The organism is Neisseria sp. HMSC064D07 (assembly GCF_001837185.1).
Lineage (GTDB): Bacteria > Pseudomonadota > Gammaproteobacteria > Burkholderiales > Neisseriaceae > Neisseria > Neisseria flavescens_C.
Genome location: NZ_KV831706.1, coordinates 119,239 through 137,400, shown reverse-complemented (window position 1 = coordinate 137,400; position 18,162 = coordinate 119,239). Strand labels below are relative to the sequence as shown.

Annotated in this window: 15 protein-coding genes; 11 read left to right on the top strand and 4 right to left on the bottom strand. The window is 51.6% G+C overall.

Annotated features, from left to right (window positions below; all coding sequences use genetic code 11):
* Positions 1-364: 364 nt before the first annotated feature.
* Both HMPREF2608_RS09535 and HMPREF2608_RS09530 read right to left on the bottom strand, forming a co-directional pair.
* Entirely contained in the window at positions 365-970 is a 606-nt protein-coding gene (locus HMPREF2608_RS09535; protein WP_070826790.1) for a nitroreductase family protein, read from the bottom strand.
* Positions 971-985: 15 nt separating this feature from the next.
* A complete protein-coding gene (locus HMPREF2608_RS09530; protein WP_070826788.1) occupies positions 986-1,381 on the bottom strand; it encodes a DoxX family protein in 396 nt (131 codons plus the stop codon).
* 127 nt (positions 1,382-1,508) lie between these two features.
* Between HMPREF2608_RS09530 and HMPREF2608_RS09525 the strand changes: the two genes are divergently transcribed.
* Positions 1,509-2,399 (top strand): LysR family transcriptional regulator, encoded by an 891-nt coding sequence (locus HMPREF2608_RS09525; protein ID WP_070826787.1) that lies wholly within the window; start codon positions 1,509-1,511, stop codon positions 2,397-2,399.
* A 57-nt stretch (positions 2,400-2,456) separates the two neighbouring features.
* On the opposite strand, the gene HMPREF2608_RS09520 is transcribed toward HMPREF2608_RS09525, so the two are convergent.
* Positions 2,457-2,798: a hypothetical protein gene (locus HMPREF2608_RS09520; protein ID WP_070826785.1), complete on the bottom strand. Its 342-nt coding sequence runs from the start codon at positions 2,796-2,798 to the stop codon at positions 2,457-2,459.
* 200 nt (positions 2,799-2,998) lie between these two features.
* Positions 2,999-5,272: a Tex family protein gene (locus HMPREF2608_RS09515; protein ID WP_070826783.1), complete on the bottom strand. Its 2,274-nt coding sequence runs from the start codon at positions 5,270-5,272 to the stop codon at positions 2,999-3,001.
* Positions 5,273-5,401: 129 nt separating this feature from the next.
* On the opposite strand from HMPREF2608_RS09515, the gene galE reads away from it, so the two are divergent.
* The 10 genes from galE to HMPREF2608_RS09465 all read left to right on the top strand — a co-directional run bounded on the left by galE (position 5,402) and on the right by HMPREF2608_RS09465 (position 18,045).
* Positions 5,402-6,418, top strand: a complete 1,017-nt coding sequence (gene galE / locus HMPREF2608_RS09510; RefSeq protein WP_070826782.1) for a UDP-glucose 4-epimerase GalE — start codon at positions 5,402-5,404, stop codon at positions 6,416-6,418.
* Positions 6,419-6,534: 116 nt separating this feature from the next.
* On the top strand, positions 6,535-7,602 hold the full coding sequence (gene rffG / locus HMPREF2608_RS09505) for a dTDP-glucose 4,6-dehydratase (RefSeq protein ID WP_070826780.1): 1,068 nt from the start codon (positions 6,535-6,537) through the stop codon (positions 7,600-7,602).
* Between the two features lie 73 nt (positions 7,603-7,675).
* Positions 7,676-8,542: a glucose-1-phosphate thymidylyltransferase RfbA gene (rfbA, locus tag HMPREF2608_RS09500; protein WP_070826778.1), complete on the top strand. Its 867-nt coding sequence runs from the start codon at positions 7,676-7,678 to the stop codon at positions 8,540-8,542.
* Positions 8,543-8,595: 53 nt separating this feature from the next.
* Complete coding sequence (gene rfbC, locus HMPREF2608_RS09495; RefSeq protein ID WP_070826798.1) at positions 8,596-9,135, top strand: dTDP-4-dehydrorhamnose 3,5-epimerase; 540 nt, start codon at positions 8,596-8,598, stop codon at positions 9,133-9,135.
* 34 nt (positions 9,136-9,169) lie between these two features.
* Positions 9,170-11,284 carry a capsular polysaccharide biosynthesis protein gene (locus HMPREF2608_RS09490; RefSeq protein ID WP_004519084.1) on the top strand — a complete coding sequence of 705 codons (2,115 nt, stop codon included), beginning with the start codon at positions 9,170-9,172 and terminating at the stop codon, positions 11,282-11,284.
* A 136-nt stretch (positions 11,285-11,420) separates the two neighbouring features.
* Complete coding sequence (locus HMPREF2608_RS09485) at positions 11,421-12,680, top strand: capsule biosynthesis protein (RefSeq protein ID WP_049335783.1); 1,260 nt, start codon at positions 11,421-11,423, stop codon at positions 12,678-12,680.
* Between the two features lie 348 nt (positions 12,681-13,028).
* Complete coding sequence (locus HMPREF2608_RS09480) at positions 13,029-14,435, top strand: SEL1-like repeat protein (RefSeq protein ID WP_004519087.1); 1,407 nt, start codon at positions 13,029-13,031, stop codon at positions 14,433-14,435.
* A gap of 217 nt (positions 14,436-14,652) precedes the next feature.
* Complete coding sequence (gltS, locus tag HMPREF2608_RS09475) at positions 14,653-15,867, top strand: sodium/glutamate symporter (protein WP_004519089.1); 1,215 nt, start codon at positions 14,653-14,655, stop codon at positions 15,865-15,867.
* Between the two features lie 105 nt (positions 15,868-15,972).
* Entirely contained in the window at positions 15,973-16,995 is a 1,023-nt protein-coding gene (locus HMPREF2608_RS09470; RefSeq protein ID WP_070826776.1) for a lysozyme inhibitor LprI family protein, read from the top strand.
* A gap of 54 nt (positions 16,996-17,049) precedes the next feature.
* Positions 17,050-18,045: a S49 family peptidase gene (locus HMPREF2608_RS09465; RefSeq protein ID WP_070606318.1), complete on the top strand. Its 996-nt coding sequence runs from the start codon at positions 17,050-17,052 to the stop codon at positions 18,043-18,045.
* Positions 18,046-18,162 lie beyond the last annotated feature (117 nt).

Genomic DNA, 18,162 nt, shown 5'->3' with positions numbered 1-18,162 from the left:
TTGCTGCATCAACCTCTTTGATTTGAGGCACTGATTTGAGATGAGTGGTTGTCAAAGTTTGACCATCTGTTGTTACTTAATGTACAGGCAGACAGCACGGATACAGCTAAGGCTGCTGCAACCGTCAGTTTTAAACGTTGCATCATTTACATTCCTCGCAATTATTAATAGAATGGACATGAGTCCTTCCCTGTTTTAGATCTTATACGCAAACTGCCACTGGTCAGGCTTCAATCTTTACTCTTTACCCTAGAAATAGCCCATAAGAACGCAATTCGCATATATACTTCTAATTATATATCTCATTTGTAATAAAAGCATTACAATTACAAAAATTGAGACCTTTTTGAAAACATTATTTCATTTATGCGCCAAATACTTTCAGACGGCCTTCGATGGGTTGGAAGGCTTTTTCACCGGCTGAAGCCGCGATACCGCCAATCACCATTTGCGCACGCAACAACCAGCTTTCCGGCAGATTCCATTCTTTGGCAATGGCTGCATCAGGCAGCGGATTGTAATGTTGCAGATTGGCGCCGATATCGGCAGCCGCCAATGTTGTCCAAACAGCATATTGAACCATGGCATTTGCCTGATCCGCCCAAATCGGGAAGTTGGCCGCATAAGATGGGAACTGCTCCTGCAAGCCTTTGACAACATCTTGATCTTCAAAGAACAAAACTGTCGCTGCACCTGCTTTAAACAAGTTCAGTTTTTGCGCAGTGGCTTCAAACTGCTTGGCAGGAACAATTGCACGCAACGCTTCTTCAACAAAATGCCACACTTTGGCATGTTCTTCGCCAAACAATACGACCACTCGGGCAGATTGCGAATTGAAAGAAGACGGCGTATGCAAAACGGCGTGTTCGATGATTTTGGTTACTTCCTCATTGGACAGAGGCAGGGTGTTATTCAATGCATAGATAGAACGACGGGTTTCAGCAGCTTGTTGCAAAACAGAATAAGTCATGATCTTTTCCTTAAATTAATCTTTATCTTTACCAAAAACGTTATCCAAAGCCCACGCTCCGCCGCCGGCTACTGCCAGATACAAAAACACGAAGCAGAACAAAACAGCAGATTCGCCATGGTTGGCCAATGGGAACAAAACATCACCAGAAGACGCGTGGGCCATAAAGTAGGCGGCTGCCATCTGACCGGACAAAACAAACGCGGCCGGACGAGTGAACAGGCCCAATATCAATAAGATACTGCCGACAATTTCCAAAATACCGGCCACCAGCATCAAGCCTTCGGGAGCGCCGCCCATGGACATCGGAAAACTGAAAAACTTGGCCGTACCATGCAGCAAAAACAAATACGCCGCAACAATACGCAAGACAAACAATACAACAGGTTGAAATGATTTGAGGGCTGACATCTTAATAATCCTTATTTTAATGGCTACCTGAAGAGGTATGGAGCAATTTCAATAAGTGCAGTATAGATAATTCCCGGTAAGAGATATATACTCGAATTATTGATACAACGTTTCCTAATAAGAAATCATGGATACCCTATTCAGCCTAAAAGTTTTCCACCAAGTTGTTCAAAGCGGCAGTTTTACCCGTGCCGCCGATCAGCTCGACATCTCCACCGCCATGGCCAGCAAACACGTCAGCCATCTGGAAAACACCATTCAAGCCAAGCTCTTACACCGTAACAGCCGCAACCTCCACCTAACCGAAGCAGGCGAAGAATACTACCGTCAATGCAGCTACGCGCTGGATACCTTGGATACCGCCGCCCAAAAAGCGGCAGGCGGCGCCGACACGCCGCAAGGTATGTTGCGCGTTACCATGCCCCTGTGGTTTGCAGGCGGCAATATGAGCGCATGGTTGGCCGAATACCGCCAGCGTTATCCCAAAGTCACGCTCGACCTCGTCCTCGACAACCGCCATATCGACCTCATCACCGAAGGTTTCGACCTCGCCTTGCGCGTTTCCAAAACCCCCTCCCCTTCGCTAATCGTCAAACCGCTGGCCAAAATCGAGTTCGTCCTGCTTGCCGCTCCCAACTATCTGGCCCGACACGGCACACCTGATACACCTGAAGCCGTCATGCAGCACCAAGCCATCCTGCCTTCCTATACCAGTCAACAAAACTGGGAAATTACCCACCGCCACACCGGAGAAAAAGCCATTCTCCACCTCTCCCCTGTTATCCGCAGCGACAACACGCTGATGATCCGCGAGCTGATTAAAGCAGGCGCAGGCATAGGCTATCAGCCCCTTTGGGCAGTTCAGCAGGAATTGAAGGACGGCACATTGGTCCAACTCCTGCCCGATTACACCATCTGGACAGATCAACTGAACGCCACCTATGTCGACAGGGCATTTCTCAGTGCGAAAGTGCGCAGCTTTATCGACTTTCTCAATGAAAAAATATCGGAAGGATAAACATCAAGGCCGTCTGAAACACTTTTCAGACGGCCTTTAATCAAAGCAACAATCCAATCAATAATTAGTCGAGCAGAACTGTTCGCGTTTGTCCGCATCGGCGGCATAGCATGTCAAACCCATGCCTGACGCATTGCTGTTGTTCGCTTTCGCACCCGGTTTCTTGTTCACCAAAACCTTACCGTTTTTTCCGATTTCAACGGTCACGCCTTTGCCGTTTTTCAGCTTCCATTTCAACACTTGCACATCGGCACTTTGGCACTTACTGACCGTACAGCCGCCTTCTGTCGCAACATTACCATTTTTATAAATCACGCACTGCTGCTGGCTGTCGGTACAGGCGGCATAGGCAGCAACGGAGAAACAGGAAATCAGCGCGGCAAACAAAACAGGTTTCATGGTTTGAACTCCTAAAGTTGTGATGATGGGTTTGTGATATTTGGAACTATACGCTTGTTTGCATGTGCCTACTACAAAATGTATCGTTAACATTCAACGGGCGTAGCACTATATCCATTCCACTAATTATCTAATTCGCCCCATACGATAAAGGCCGTCTGAATATCATTTTTCAGACGGCCTTTAATTGATTTTCTACCTTACCGCTTCAGCTTCGCAAACGCATCTGCCATTGCCGAATTGGTCGGGGCGCGGTCGTTGCGTTGGGGTCTGCGGTCGCGGCGTTCTTGATGTCGGGTTTCAGACGGCCTGTTGCTTTTGGCGGCACTGCCCGGTTCGTCATCCAAACGCATGGTTAACGCAATGCGTTTTCTGGCGGCATCGACTTCCAGCACTTTCACTTTTACCACATCGCCGGCTTTCACGACTTCGCGCGGGTCTTGGACGAACTTATTGGACAGGGCGGAGATGTGCACCAAACCGTCTTGATGGACACCGATGTCCACGAACGCACCGAAGTTGGCGACGTTGGAGACCACACCTTCGAGTATCATGCCGACTTGCAAGTCGCTGATTTCGTGGATACTTTCGGCGAAGGAGGCCGTCTGAAACTCGCCGCGCGGGTCGCGACCGGGTTTTTCCAGTTCGGATAGGATGTCCAAAATGGTCGGCAGGCCGAAGCGTTCGTCGATGAAATCGGACGCTTTAATTTGCTTCACACGCTCGCGGTTGCCGATGAGTTCGGCGGCGCTAATGCCTTGTTGCGCCAGCATTTTGGCGACGACGGGATAGGCTTCGGGGTGGACGGCGCTCGCGTCCAGCGGCTCTTTGCCGCCGTTAATCCGCAAGAAGCCTGCTGCCTGCTCGAAGGTTTTTTCGCCCAAACGCGGTACTTTCAGCAATTTTTTGCGGCTGTCAAACGCGCCGTTTTCATCGCGGTAAGCGACGATGTTTTGGGCAAGGGTTTGATTCAAACCGGAAATCCGCGCCAAGAGCGGGGCGGAGGCGGTGTTCACATCCACGCCGACGGCGTTCACGCAATCTTCAACCACTGCGTCCAGCGATTTGGCGAGCTGGCTTTGGTTTACGTCATGCTGATACTGGCCCACGCCGATGGATTTGGGGTCGATTTTGACCAACTCGGCGAGCGGGTCTTGCAGCCTGCGGGCAATGGACACCGCGCCGCGCAGGGAAACGTCCAAGTCGGGGAACTCGCGTGCCGCCAGTTCGGACGCGGAATAAATCGATGCGCCGGCTTCGGAAACGACGATTTTGTGCAGGCTGTTTTCGGGCATTCCGCGCACCAGTTCGCCCGCGATTTTGTCGGTTTCGCGGCTGGCGGTGCCGTTGCCGATGGCGATGAGCTTCACGCCGTGTTGTTTAATCAGGCGCGACAGCGTTGCCAACATATTGTTTTCTTGATGCAAATAGACGATGACCGTATCCAGCAGCTTGCCCGTGTCGTCCACTACGGCGCATTTCACGCCGTTGCGGTAGCCAGGGTCGAGACCCAAAGTGGTCAGCCGTCCGGCAGGCGCGGCGAGCAGCAAGTCTTTGAGATTGCGGGCGAACACGGTAATCGCGTCGGTATCGGCGGCTTCTTTCAGACGGCCTAAGGCTTCAAGTTCCAACGACAAAAAGATTTTCGCGCGCCAAGTCAGGCGCACGGTGTCGCGCAGCCATTTGTGGCCGTCTGAAACCTTGAAGCGGCGGGCGATGAGTTGCTCGTATTTGCTTTGCTGCGTAATAGGCGTATCGTCGGGCTGGTATTTGAGCGCGATGTTCAACACGCCTTCGTTGCGGCCACGCAAAACCGCTAGCGCACGATGGCTGGGCATCGCACGAATAGGTTCACGATGGTCGAAATAATCGCTGAATTTTTCGCCTTCGGTTTCTTTGCCTTCAACGACTTGCGCGTGGATTTCAGCTTCATTCCACAACTTGTCGCGCAGCGTGCCAATGAGTTCCGCATCTTCGGCAAACTGCTCCATCAGAATCGCGCGCGCGCCGTCCAGCGCGGCTTTGGTGTCGGGGACGTTTTCGTTCAGGTAGCCTTGCGCGGCGGCTTCCACATCCTGCGGCTGCCCGGCAAGCAACATGTCCGCCAGCGGCTGCAAACCGTGTTCGCGCGCGATTTGCGCTTTGGTGCGGCGTTTGGGCTTGTAGGGCAGATACAGGTCTTCCAGCGCGGTTTTGTTGTCGGCGGCTTCAATTTGCGCCCTGAGGTCGTCTGAAAGTTTGCCTTGTTCTTCAATGCTTTTTAACACAACGGCTTTGCGCTCCTCCAACTCGCGCAGGTATTGCAGCCGCTCGGCAAGCTGACGCAGCTGCGTATCATCCAGCCCGCCTGTGGCTTCTTTACGGTAACGCGCGATAAAGGGGACGGTCGCGCCGTCGTCCAAAAGCTCAATGGCGGCATTGATTTGCGCGGTAGTGGCGGAGAGTTCTTGAGAGAGGATTTGGGTGATGTTCATATATTCCTTCATATTCCATCTGAACGATTGATAGGACAGCACAACGTAAGATAATTTTTGGGAAGACAAAGGATAATACTGATACACTTCATTCAAGACAAGATAACATATGCTGTATAAGGAAAACCAATGACTATTCTTGTTACCGGCGGTACCGGTTTTATCGGCTCCCATACCGTTGTTTCCCTGTTGAAATCAGGCTTTAATGCCGTGATTTTGGACAATTTGTGCAATTCTTCTGCCAACATCCTCCCGCGCTTGGAAAAGATTACCGGCAAGTCTGTACCTTTTTACCAAGGGGATATCCGTGATCGTGAAGTGTTGCGTCAAATCTTTGCAGAACACGATATTGATGCCGTCATCCATTTTGCCGGCTTGAAGGCAGTCGGTGAAAGCGTGGCCGAACCAATGAAATACTATGACAACAATGTGTCTGGCAGCTTGGTTTTGGCTGAAGAAATGGCGCGTGCCGGCGTATTTAAGATTGTGTTCAGCTCATCGGCTACGGTTTACGGCGATCCGGGTAAAGTACCTTATACGGAAGATATGCAACCGGGGGATACGACCAGCCCTTACGGCACGTCTAAGTCTATGGTGGAGCGTATTTTGACGGATATCCAAAAGGCTGATCCGCGTTGGAACGTGATTTTGTTGCGCTATTTCAATCCTATCGGTGCGCATGAAAGCGGTCTGATCGGCGAGCAGCCAAACGGTATTCCAAACAATCTGCTGCCTTATATCTGCCAAGTGGCTTCAGGCAAGCTGCCGCAATTGTCGGTTTTCGGCGATGATTACCCTACCCCAGACGGTACGGGTATGCGCGACTATATCCATGTAATGGATTTGGCGGAAGGCCATGTGGCGGCGATGCAGGCGAAAAGTGATGTTTCGGGTGTACACCTGTTTAATTTGGGTTCAGGACGTGCTTATTCGGTATTGGAAATCATCCGTGCCTTTGAGGCAGCCTCTGGCTTGACCATTCCGTTCCAAATCAAACCGCGTCGCGATGGCGATTTGGCCTGTTTCTACGCCGATCCCGCCTATACCAAAGCGCAAACCGGTTGGGAAACCAAACGCGATTTGGCGCAGATGATGGAAGATTCATGGCGTTGGGTCAGCAACAACCCAAATGGCTACGACGATTAAGTTGAACTGATACAGGCCGTCTGAAAGAGATGTTTTCAGACGGCCTCTTTATCTGAAAAACATACTTTCTGTCTGCTATAATCTGTTTATATTATTTTGACTATCCTCTGAAACTTATGAAGAAAATCCTTGTTACCGGCGGCGCGGGCTTTATCGGTTCTGCCGTTGTCCGTCATATTATCCAAAACACCCAAGACTCTGTCGTCAATGTCGATAAGCTGACTTATGCCGGCAATTTGGAGTCTTTGACTGAGGTAGCCAATAATCCTCGCTATGCTTTTGAGCAAGTGGATATTTGCGACCGCGCCGAACTCGACCGCGTATTCGCACAACACCAGCCGGATGCCGTGATGCACTTGGCTGCGGAAAGCCATGTCGACCGCTCTATCGATTCGGCAGGCGAGTTTATCCAAACCAATATCGTCGGTACATTCAATCTACTTGAAGCGGCCCGCGCCTACTGGCAACAAATGCCGTCTGAAAAACGCGAAGCCTTCCGTTTCCACCATATTTCCACCGATGAAGTCTATGGCGACTTGCACGGCACGGACGATTTGTTTACCGAGACCACGCCATACGCGCCATCCAGCCCCTACTCAGCCTCCAAAGCATCCAGCGACCACCTCGTCCGCGCATGGTTGCGTACATACGGTTTGCCGACCATCGTAACCAACTGCTCCAACAACTACGGCCCCTACCATTTCCCGGAAAAACTCATTCCATTGATGATTCTGAACGCGCTCGACGGCAAACCGCTGCCTGTGTACGGCGACGGTATGCAAATCCGCGACTGGCTGTTTGTCGAAGACCACGCGCGCGCACTGTATCAGGTTGTTACCGAAGGTGTTGTCGGCGAAACCTACAATATCGGCGGCCACAATGAAAAAGCCAATATTGAAGTCGTCAAAACCATCTGTGCCCTGCTGGAAGAGCTTGTTCCTGAAAAACCGGCCGGCGTGGCACGTTATGAAGATTTGATTACTTTCGTACAAGACCGCCCCGGCCATGACGTACGCTATGCCATCGACGCTGCCAAAATCGGCAGGGAGCTGGGCTGGAAACCGCAGGAAACGTTCGAATCCGGCATCCGCAAAACAGTGCAATGGTATTTGGACAACAAAACCTGGTGGCAAAACGTATTGAACGGCAGCTACCGTTTAGAGCGTTTAGGCACCGGAAAATAAGTTTTCAGACGGCTTGTTCCCATATTAGGCCGTCTGAAAATCACGCAAACACACATTACTCAGGAGAAAACCCATGAAAGGCATTATCCTTGCCGGCGGCAGCGGCACACGCCTCTACCCCATCACGCGCGGCGTATCCAAACAGCTGCTGCCCGTGTACGACAAGCCCATGATTTACTATCCCCTGTCCGTATTGATGCTGGCAGGAATCCGCGATATTTTGGTCATTACCACGCCCGAAGACAACGCCTCTTTCAAACGCCTGCTCGGCGACGGCAGCGATTTCGGCATTTCCATCAGCTATGCCGTTCAACCCAGTCCGGACGGTTTGGCACAGGCATTTATCATCGGCGAAGAATTTATCGGCAACGACAATGTTTGCTTGGTTTTAGGCGACAATATTTTCTACGGCCAATCGTTTACGCAAACATTGAAACAGGCCGCCGCCAAGACCCACGGCGCAACCGTATTCGGTTATCAGGTCAAAAACCCCGAGCGTTTCGGCGTGGTTGAATTTGACGAAAACTTCAACGCCCTGTCTATCGAAGAGAAACCGCAACAGCCCAAATCCGATTGGGCGGTAACCGGCTTGTACTTCTACGACCAACGCGTCGTCGAGTTCGCCAAACAAATCAAACCGTCCGCCCGCGGCGAATTGGAAATTTCCGACCTCAACCAAATGTATTTGGAAGACGGTTCATTGTCGGTACAACTTTTGGGACGCGGTTTCGCATGGCTGGACACCGGCACCCACGAGAGCCTGCACGAAGCTGCTTCATTCGTCCAAACCGTGCAAAACATCCAAGACCTGCAAATTGCCTGCCTGGAAGAAATCGCTTGGCGCAACGGTTGGCTTTCTGATGAAAAACTGGAAGAACTGGCGCGCCCGATGGCGAAAAACCAATACGGCCAATATTTGCTGCGCCTGTTGAAAAAATAATGTTTGAGGCCGTCTGAAACTTTTCAGACGGCCTTTAGATGAAAGATAAAACGATGAACATCATTGATACCGCCATTCCTGACGTAAAACTGCTTGAACCCAAAGTCTTCGGCGACGCGCGCGGCTTTTTTATGGAAACTTTCCGCGACGAGTGGTTCAAAACCCAAGTCTGCAACCGCACCTTCGTGCAGGAAAACCACTCCAAATCCGGCAAAGGCGTATTGCGTGGCCTGCACTATCAAACTGAAAACACTCAAGGCAAACTCGTGCGCGTGGTTGTCGGCGAAGTATTCGACGTGGCCGTCGATATGCGTAAAGACTCCCCTACTTTCGGCAAATGGGTAGGCGAAATTCTGTCCGCAGAAAACAAACGCCAACTGTGGGTACCCGAAGATTTCGCGCACGGCTTCTATGTACTGAGCGATGAAGCCGAGTTCGTCTACAAATGCACAGACTATTACAACCCCAAAGCCGAACACTCGCTGATTTGGAATGATCCGACCGTCGGTATCGACTGGCCGTTGCAAGGTGAGCCGAACCTGTCGCCTAAAGACTTGGCAGGCAAAGTATTGACCGAAGCAGTCACGTTTTAAAAAGTTTTAAAAATAATTCAGGCCGTCTGAAAGAATGTTCCTCTTTTCAGACGGCCTACAATCCATTAATAACAATAATCGACGAAAACGCATTGTGAAAAACGCCTACATTCCCTCTCGCGGCATCCGCAAAATCCCCCATCTCTCCACCCTATTGCCTGAGTTTCATATCTGCAAAGACGGAAAAGGTGCAGAGACTGTTGTCGGCTGGGGTTTGCGCCCGACGACACACAAAGCACGTGCTTTTGCCGCCGAACACCAGCTTCCCTTTATTGCGTTGGAAGACGGTTTTTTACGCTCGCTCGGACTGGGTGTCGCCGGTTATCCGCCCTATTCCATCGTCTATGACGACATCGGCATCTACTACGACACCACACGTCCTTCGCGTTTGGAACAACTGATTCTCGCCGCCGATACCATGCCGTCTGAAACCTTGGCTCAGGCGCAACAGGCGATGGATTTCATCCTGCAACACCACCTGTCCAAATACAATCACGCGCCCGAGCTTTCAGACGATCATCCTTTACACTCCCCATCCAAACCCGAAACCATCCTCATCATCGACCAAACCTTCGGCGATATGGCCATCCAATATGGCGGCGCAGACGCCTCTACGTTTGAACTGATGTTTCAGACGGCCTTGAATGAAAACCCGCAAGCCGATATCTGGGTAAAAACCCATCCCGATGTTTTGTGCGGCAAAAAACAAGGCTATCTGACCCAACTGGCGCAGCAACACCGCGCCCATCTTTTGGCAGAAGACATCAATCCGATTTCTTTGTTGCAAAACGTCGATAAAGTTTATTGCGTTACCTCGCAAATGGGTTTTGAGGCGCTTTTGTGCGGCAAACCACTGACCACCTTCGGCCTGCCGTGGTATGCCGGCTGGGGCGTAAGCGACGACCGCCACCCACAAATCGGCAGCCTTGTTCAAACCCAACGCCGCGCCCGCCGCAACTTGCTGCAACTCTTCGCAGCAGCCTATCTGCAATACAGCCGCTACCTCAACCCCAATACCGGCGAAGCAGGCAGCCTCTTTGATGTTATCGACTATCTGGCAACGGTCAAACGCAAAAACGACAAATTGCGTGGAGAGTTGTATTGCGTCGGCATGTCTTTGTGGAAACGCGCGGTTGCCAAACCGTTCTTTAACGTACCCTCATGCCGTCTGAAATTTATCTCCTCCACCCAAAAACTGGCAGGGGTCAAACTGTCCGACGATGCACGCATCCTAGCTTGGGGCAACGGCAAAGAGGCCATCGTCCGTTTTGCCGAACAACATAATATCCCCCTGCTGCGCATGGAAGACGGCTTTATCCGCTCGGTCGGACTCGGTTCTAATTTAGTGCCACCGCTGTCGCTCGTTACCGACGATATGGGCATTTATTTCAATGCCGAAACCCCGTCACGTCTTGAACACATCCTCCAAAACCAAAACTTCGACGACCAGGACTTTCAGACGGCCTTGAAGCTGCAAAAAATGCTGACCGAAAACCACATCAGTAAATACAACGTCGGCAGCTCAGACTTCACGGTCCCGTCAACCAACAAAACCGTAATCCTCGTTCCCGGCCAGGTTGAAGATGATGCGTCTATCCGCTACGGTTCGCCCCAAATCTATCGCAATCTGGATCTGCTCCGTACCGTACGCGAACGCAATCCCGATGCCTATATCATCTACAAACCGCATCCAGATGTAGTCAGCGGTAACCGCATCGGCCATATTTCCCCTGAAGATACGGCACGATATGCCGACCAAACCGTCGAACAAGCCGATATCCTGACCTGTCTCCAATACGCAGACGAAATACATACCATGACTTCGCTGACTGGTTTTGAATCCTTGTTGCGCGGCAAAAAAGTCAGCTGCTACGGTCTGCCTTTTTACGCAGGTTGGGGACTTACCCAAGATCTGCTCCCCATTCCGCGCCGCAGCCGCAGGCTTGAGCTTTGGCAGCTGATTGCCGGCACGCTCATCCACTACCCCGACTATATCCATCCCGAAACCCATCAGGCCATTAATGCGGAAACCGCTGCCCAAATCCTGATACGACAAAAAAATATGCAAAAAAACAACAACGGATTACATCGCGGGTACTTTGCTAAAAAATTAGGTAAAATCAAACAACTATATCGATCTTTCAAATAAACACCATCAAAGTTAACAATGCGTCATAAACCAGCTTCAATTGCGGCATCATTGCCTTTGCATCGTTAATACGCTTGGCGTATGCTTGAAAGTTCAACTCAAAACTATTACATAAAAAACAAAACCACATTGCGACATGAAACAGACCGTCCTCAAAAACAACCTGCAAAACCTGCTTGAAAGCGCAGAAAATATCCTGCTGCTTCAAAGTCCTGTCGGCGATTTTTTTCTGCGCCTTGCCAATTGGCTGACTGAAAACGGCAAAACCGTACATAAATTCAACTTTAATGCAGGCGACGACTATTTTTATCCGCCCACTCAAGCTCATACCGTTGTTTTTAACGACAACTACGATGCCTTTCCTGAATTTTTGCAAGAATACATCGTTCAACATCACATCCAGGCGGTTGTCTGCTTTGGCGACACACGCCCTTATCACGTCATTGCAAAACGCATTGCAAACGAAAACCAAGTCGGTTTCTGGGCGTTTGAAGAAGGTTATTTCCGCCCCTACTACATCACCTTAGAAAAAGACGGCGTCAACGCATTTTCCCCGTTACCGCGCCGTGCCGACTTTTTTTTGGAACAATTCCCCAAGCTGGCACAGCAAGAATACAAAGCGCCGACGCCGGTACGCGGCGGGTTTATGCCCATGGCCAAAAACGCCGTCCGTTACTATATCGAATTGTTCCGCAACCCGAACAAGTACCCGAACTACATCCACCACCGCGCATCCAATGCCGGCCATTACCTCAAACTGTGGTCGATCTCCATCCTCAAGCGTTTGAACTACTATATTGAAGACATCCAAATCGCCAAACGCGTGGAGGCGGGCAAATACGGCAAATTTTTTATTGTTCCCTTGCAGGTATTCAACGACAGCCAAGTCCGCATCCATTGTGACTTTTCCAGCGTCCGCAGCTTCCTGCTCCATATTTTGGCCTCCTTTGCCGCGCACGCGCCTGCCGATACCAACCTCATCATCAAGCATCATCCGATGGACCGCGGCTTTATCGACTACTCGCGCGACATCAAACGCTTTATCAAAAAACACCCCAAACTCAAAGGCCGTATCACTTACGTCCATGATGTCCCCCTGCCCGTTTTCCTGCGCCACGGCCTCGGCATGGTTACCATCAACAGCACCAGCGGCCTGTCCGGCCTGATTCACAATATGCCAGTTAAGGTTCTCGGCCGTGCCTATTATGATATTCCCGGCATAACCGACCAAAATACCTTGGCAGAATTTTGGAATCATCCGACACCGCCTGACAGCGACCTGTTCCATGCCTACCGTATGTACCACCTCAACGTGACCCAAATTAACGGCAACTTCTACAGTCAGGTGTTTTTCCCCAACAAAGACACATCCGACTCTTCCATACCGACAACCTGACTTAGCGAAGGAAAGTTCAGGCCGTCTGAAAATATTTCAGACGGCCTGAAGCAATCAATACCTTGGCTACTTCCATGTAAATCAAACACAAAAACCTGCATTTATCATTAACAATAAATTACAAAGACAGTATAATGACCGAGCTGTCATGAGCGCATACCGACTCAAGCTGAGCCTTTTGTAACACACAAAATATGGATGCCCCTAGGCAAAACAATATAACAAGCTAAGCATCCTAAAGATAAGCCAGCAAAACTATGCCGAGCAATATTTTTACAAAGCCCTCAACCGGTATCGCCGCCCATATGCCACAGCATCCGTCTTCCACTTTATATCCGCCCGCAAACCATGACCGCCGCTCCTGATATCCTCTACCGGCAAGCCGCCGCCCTTTTGGAACAATCCCATACCGCCCAAGCCCTGCCCCTGTTGCAACAGGCGGCAGAGCAGGGTTATGCGGAAGCTGCTTTCGCATTGGGCAACCATCTGCTGCAAAACGGCCAATTGGAGCAGGCACTTTCATGGTTGGAAGCCGCCGCTGCCCAACGCCACCCCATGGCACTCTTCACCCTGCTGCAACAACGCGAATACAACGGCACCCCGACCGGACAGCTTCTTAACGAATACGCCTGGCTGGGTGAGCAAGGTCACCTCGAAGCCCAATTAATCCTCATGCGTTACCACGCACAGCGCAATGATCCACAATCCCTCTACTGGGCGGAGCTTGCCGCTGCCCGATATGCTGCGCCTGCGTATTACCATCTGGCACGCCATCATCAACGCCAAGGCGACGTTGAAACAGCCATCGAACAATACGAAAAAGCGGCCACGCTCGGTGTGACTGCTGCCTGCTGGCAACTCGGTCAAATCTACTTCTACGGCACAGGCGTCAGCCACAACCACGCACAAGCCGAACAATATCTCGAACAAGCCGCGCAAGCCGGCCACATCGCCGCACAAACCCTGCTGGCCGACCTTCTTGCCGCCCAACGCAAACCCGAAGCCTTAGAATGGTATCGTCGTGCCGCCGATAAGGAACAAGCGGAAGCACAGGCCAAGCTGGCCCAATACGCCCTGACCGGCGAACTTTCCGAACGAGACCCGTTCCAAGCGGCACGCTACGCCAAAGCCGCTGCCGAAAAAAACCATCCCGAAGCCCTGAAAATCATGGGCGACCTCTACCGCTACGGCCTCGGCATCAAAGCCGACAACCATATCGCGCACGATTACTACCACCGTGCCGCCACGTTAGGTTCTGCCTCCGCGGCACAAAAACTCATCAGCGACGCCGCACTGTACCATCCGCAACAATACGAACAAATCAAAACAGCCGCCCTGCAACAGCAACAAATCGGAACCATCTACCGTTTGGCGGAAGCACAAGCCCACGCCATCGGTCGCTACGCAGACTACAATGCCGCGCGCAAGAATTACATGGAAGCAGCCGAATTCCACCATAAAAACGCGGCGGCAGCCTTAGGCCGCATCTACCATTACGGCCTCGGTACGGCGCAAGACCCTCGGGCGGCCGCCCACTGGTACGCAATCGCAGCCGAACAAAACCACCCTTCCGCCCAATACCACCTCGCCTGTTTTTACTATCACGGGCAAGGTGTCGGCTGTCATGTTCCGACCGCCTGCTACTGGCTGCAGGCCGCCATCAGCAACGGCCACACTTCGGCCGAATCATTAACATCCCTATTAGAACAATGGCGCCGCGAAGTGCACCATGCCATCGGTCAAAAGGCCGTCTGAAAATATTTACACTCGCATTTTTTGACAATCTTTAACTATTCCCCTAATATTTGCCAGTTATTTTTCACGGACACGTCATTGTTTTCATTTCTTTCTGAAAACACCTTGCCCGCGCATCAATACCATGACACTCGGCGGATAACGCCAAGCGTTGAAACACACTACATCCGGAACAAAAACGGATGCTCGGAAAAACATTTCTAGGAGGTGAAACAACATGGAATGGGAATTCAACAGTTATTACACACTGATTGCCGCCACACTCGTGTTGCTGGTTGGTAAATTTCTGGTTCAAAAAATCAAATTCTTACGAGACTTCAATATTCCCGAGCCGGTCGCCGGCGGTTTGGTTGCCGCTATCGTCCTGTTCGCCCTGCACGAAGCCTACGGCGTCAGCTTCAAATTTGAAAAACCGCTGCAAGATGCGTTCATGCTCATCTTCTTTACATCCATCGGTTTGAGCGCCGACTTCTCCCGTTTGAAAGCGGGCGGTTTGCCTTTGGTTATCTTTACCGCCGTGGTGGGCGCATTTATCATCGTCCAAAACTTTGTCGGTGTCGGCTTGGCGAGCGCATTGGGCTTGGATCCGCTGATTGGCCTGATTACCGGTTCGATTACCCTGACCGGTGGTCACGGTACCGCCGGTGCATGGGGTCCTGACTTTGAAAGCAAATTCGGCCTGACCGGCGCAACCGGCTTAGGTATGGCTTCTGCAACATTCGGCCTGGTATTCGGCGGTTTGATCGGTGGTCCTGTTGCACGCCGTCTGATCAACAAAATGGGCCGTAAACCTATCGTCAAAACTGCCAAATCCGACGACAACGATGCTACTGATGACATCTTCGAACAAGCACAGCGCACTCGCCTGATTACGGCTGACTCCGCTGTCGAAACGCTCGCGATGTTTGCCGCATGTTTGGCTTTTGCCGAAATCGTGGACAGCTACGACAAAGCCTTCTTCGACTTGCCTAAATTCGTATGGTGTCTGTTTGCAGGCGTGGTCATCCGCAACGTCCTGACTGCCGCCTTCAAAGTCAATATGTTTGACCGTGCCATCGACGTATTCGGTAACGCCTCCCTGTCACTCTTCCTGTCTATGGCTCTTCTGAACCTGAAACTGTGGGAATTGACCGGTCTGGCAGGCCCTGTAACCATCATCTTGGCCGTACAAACCGTCGTGATGATTCTGTACGCCACTTTCGTTACCTACGTCTTCATGGGTCGCGATTACGACTCTGCCGTATTGGCAGCCGGTCACTGCGGCTTCGGTTTGGGTGCCACCCCGACTGCCGTTGCCAATATGCAGTCCATTACCCAAACTTTTGGCCCGTCTCACAAAGCCTTCTTGATTGTACCTATGGTGGGTGCGTTCTTCGTTGACTTGCTCAACGCCGCCATCCTCTCCGGCTTCATCAGCGTCATCAAAGGCTGATACGTCTGACATAGAAAAGCACTTGCCGCATTTACTTGCTGCAAGTGCTTTTGTTATGATAAGCACGTCAGGCCGTCTGAAAGGCCGTCATCTTCAGGAGTACCCATGTACAAAAAAACCGCTTCCGTATTGATTTTAAGCACGATTCTTCTTGCCGCATGCAGCAAAGAAGAGCCCAAAGCCGCACTTGATTGCGCCCAACCGGCCACACTGCAAAACATCCGTACCACCATCGAAGACACCCTCAAACAACAAGCGCGCTCCTTTGCCCGCAATGACAACCGCCAATTTGTCGATGCCGACAAAATCATCGCCGCCGGCCTCGAATTAGAAACCCTGCTTGAAGACCCCAAAGAAACCGAAGACGACGGCAAAGCCATCTGCCGCGCCAACCTCAAAATCCGCATTCCCGACACCATCCTCAAGACGGCCATAGACAACAGCCCGCTGATTTACGGCAACACCCCGTTGTCCGACATGCTCGAACAAAAACTGATGGGCAGCAACCTGACTTTTGAAAACAACACGTTCAGCACCACCCTGCTCTACACCCCCGATAAAGACGGCAAACCAGTTCTCGAAGACAACACCCTGAGCACCACGGCCCAAACCCTTTCCGCCACCCTGCTGCCCTACGGCGTGAAAAGCATCGTCATGATAGACGGCAAACCTGTATCCAAAGAGCAGGCCATCAAGCTGCTGCAAAACCAAAATACAGAAGAGCCGCCGACTGTCAATCCGCAAGACATCCTTGAAAACAACGCCGCCAGCCAAGCCGTCGGTTTGACCGATGATGACGACGATTCAGACTACGAAGTCCTGCACCCTGACCGTGAAACTCCGCGCAACGAACCGCCCGGCCTCAGCCAAAGCGAACTTGACAACGCGCGCGCGCAAAACCGTCAGGCGGACGGCGAGATCAACGACCTCTGGGGCGGTATGGACAGCGATGTCAAACAACAAATCCTCGGCGAGCAACGCGCCTGGATTCAAAGCAAAAAACTTAACTGCCAACAAGCCGCCGCGTCCGCAGACAGCGCCGCACAAGCAGAATACCTGCGCCTGCAGTGTGAAACCCGCATGACCCGCGAACGTACGCAATACCTGCGCGGCTATTCCATCAACTAAAACCGATAAGGCCGTCTGAACATTCAGACGGCCTACAAGAAAGCACATCACATCATGCAATACCGAATCCACCGTGAAGGCGATGCCCAAAACACACCCTCTTCAGCCTCAACCCCCGTCGACAACTGGGAGCGCAACACCCTGCGCGAAGTCCTCCTCGCCGCCTACCAAGAACAACGCCGCGCCCGCATTTGGCGCAATATCTGGCGTGGCGTCGCCGTCCTCATCTTCCTCAGCCTAATCTTCGGCCTTGCGGAAGAAGAAGGAAAAACCACGAGCATCCAAGCCCGCAGCGAACACACCGCCGTTATCGACTTGACCGGCGAAATCGGCAACGACATCGACGACCAAGTCCAAATCCTGCGCGACAGTATGGAAGCCGCCTACAACAACGGCAACGCCAAAGCCATCATCATTCGCGCCAACAGCCCCGGCGGTTCGCCTGTCGTGTCCAATACGGCCTTTAACGAAGTCCGCCGCCTCAAAGCCGAACACAAAGACATCCCTGTCTACCTCGTTGCCGAAGACATGTGCGCTTCCGGCTGCTACTACATTGCCGCCGCAGCCGACAAAATTTACGCCGACCCTTCCAGCATTGTCGGCAGCATCGGCGTGATCGGCGGCGGTTTCGACTTTACCGGCCTGATGGACAAAGCCGGTGTCAAACGCCGTCTGAAAACTGCCGGCAGCAACAAAGGTATGGGCGACCCTTTCACACCTGAAACGCCGGCGCAAACCCAAATCTGGGAAAGCATGTTGGGCGATATCCACCAAGAGTTCATCAAAGCCGTCAAACTCGGCCGCGGTGCAAGGTTGAAAGACAAACAGTATCCCGACGTTTTCAGCGGCCGCATCTATACCGGTAAAGAAGCCAAACAGGTCGGCCTGATTGACGACTTCGGCAGCATTTACAGCGTTGCCCGAGATGTTGTCAAAGCTCCTGAACTGGTCAACTACACGCCGCAAGACGATTTCAGCAAAATGCTCAGCCGCCGCTTTGGTGCGGAAGTGAAGGCCAAAGTCAAAGAAACTTTGTCTGAAATTTGGTAAACCAAAAAACTGAAAGGCCGTCTGAAACCTAATTAGGGTTTCAGACGGCCTTTTGATATGGTTTTTCCAATAAAGTGCTGATTATTGTCCAAACATCCATCGGCTTCATACCGACAG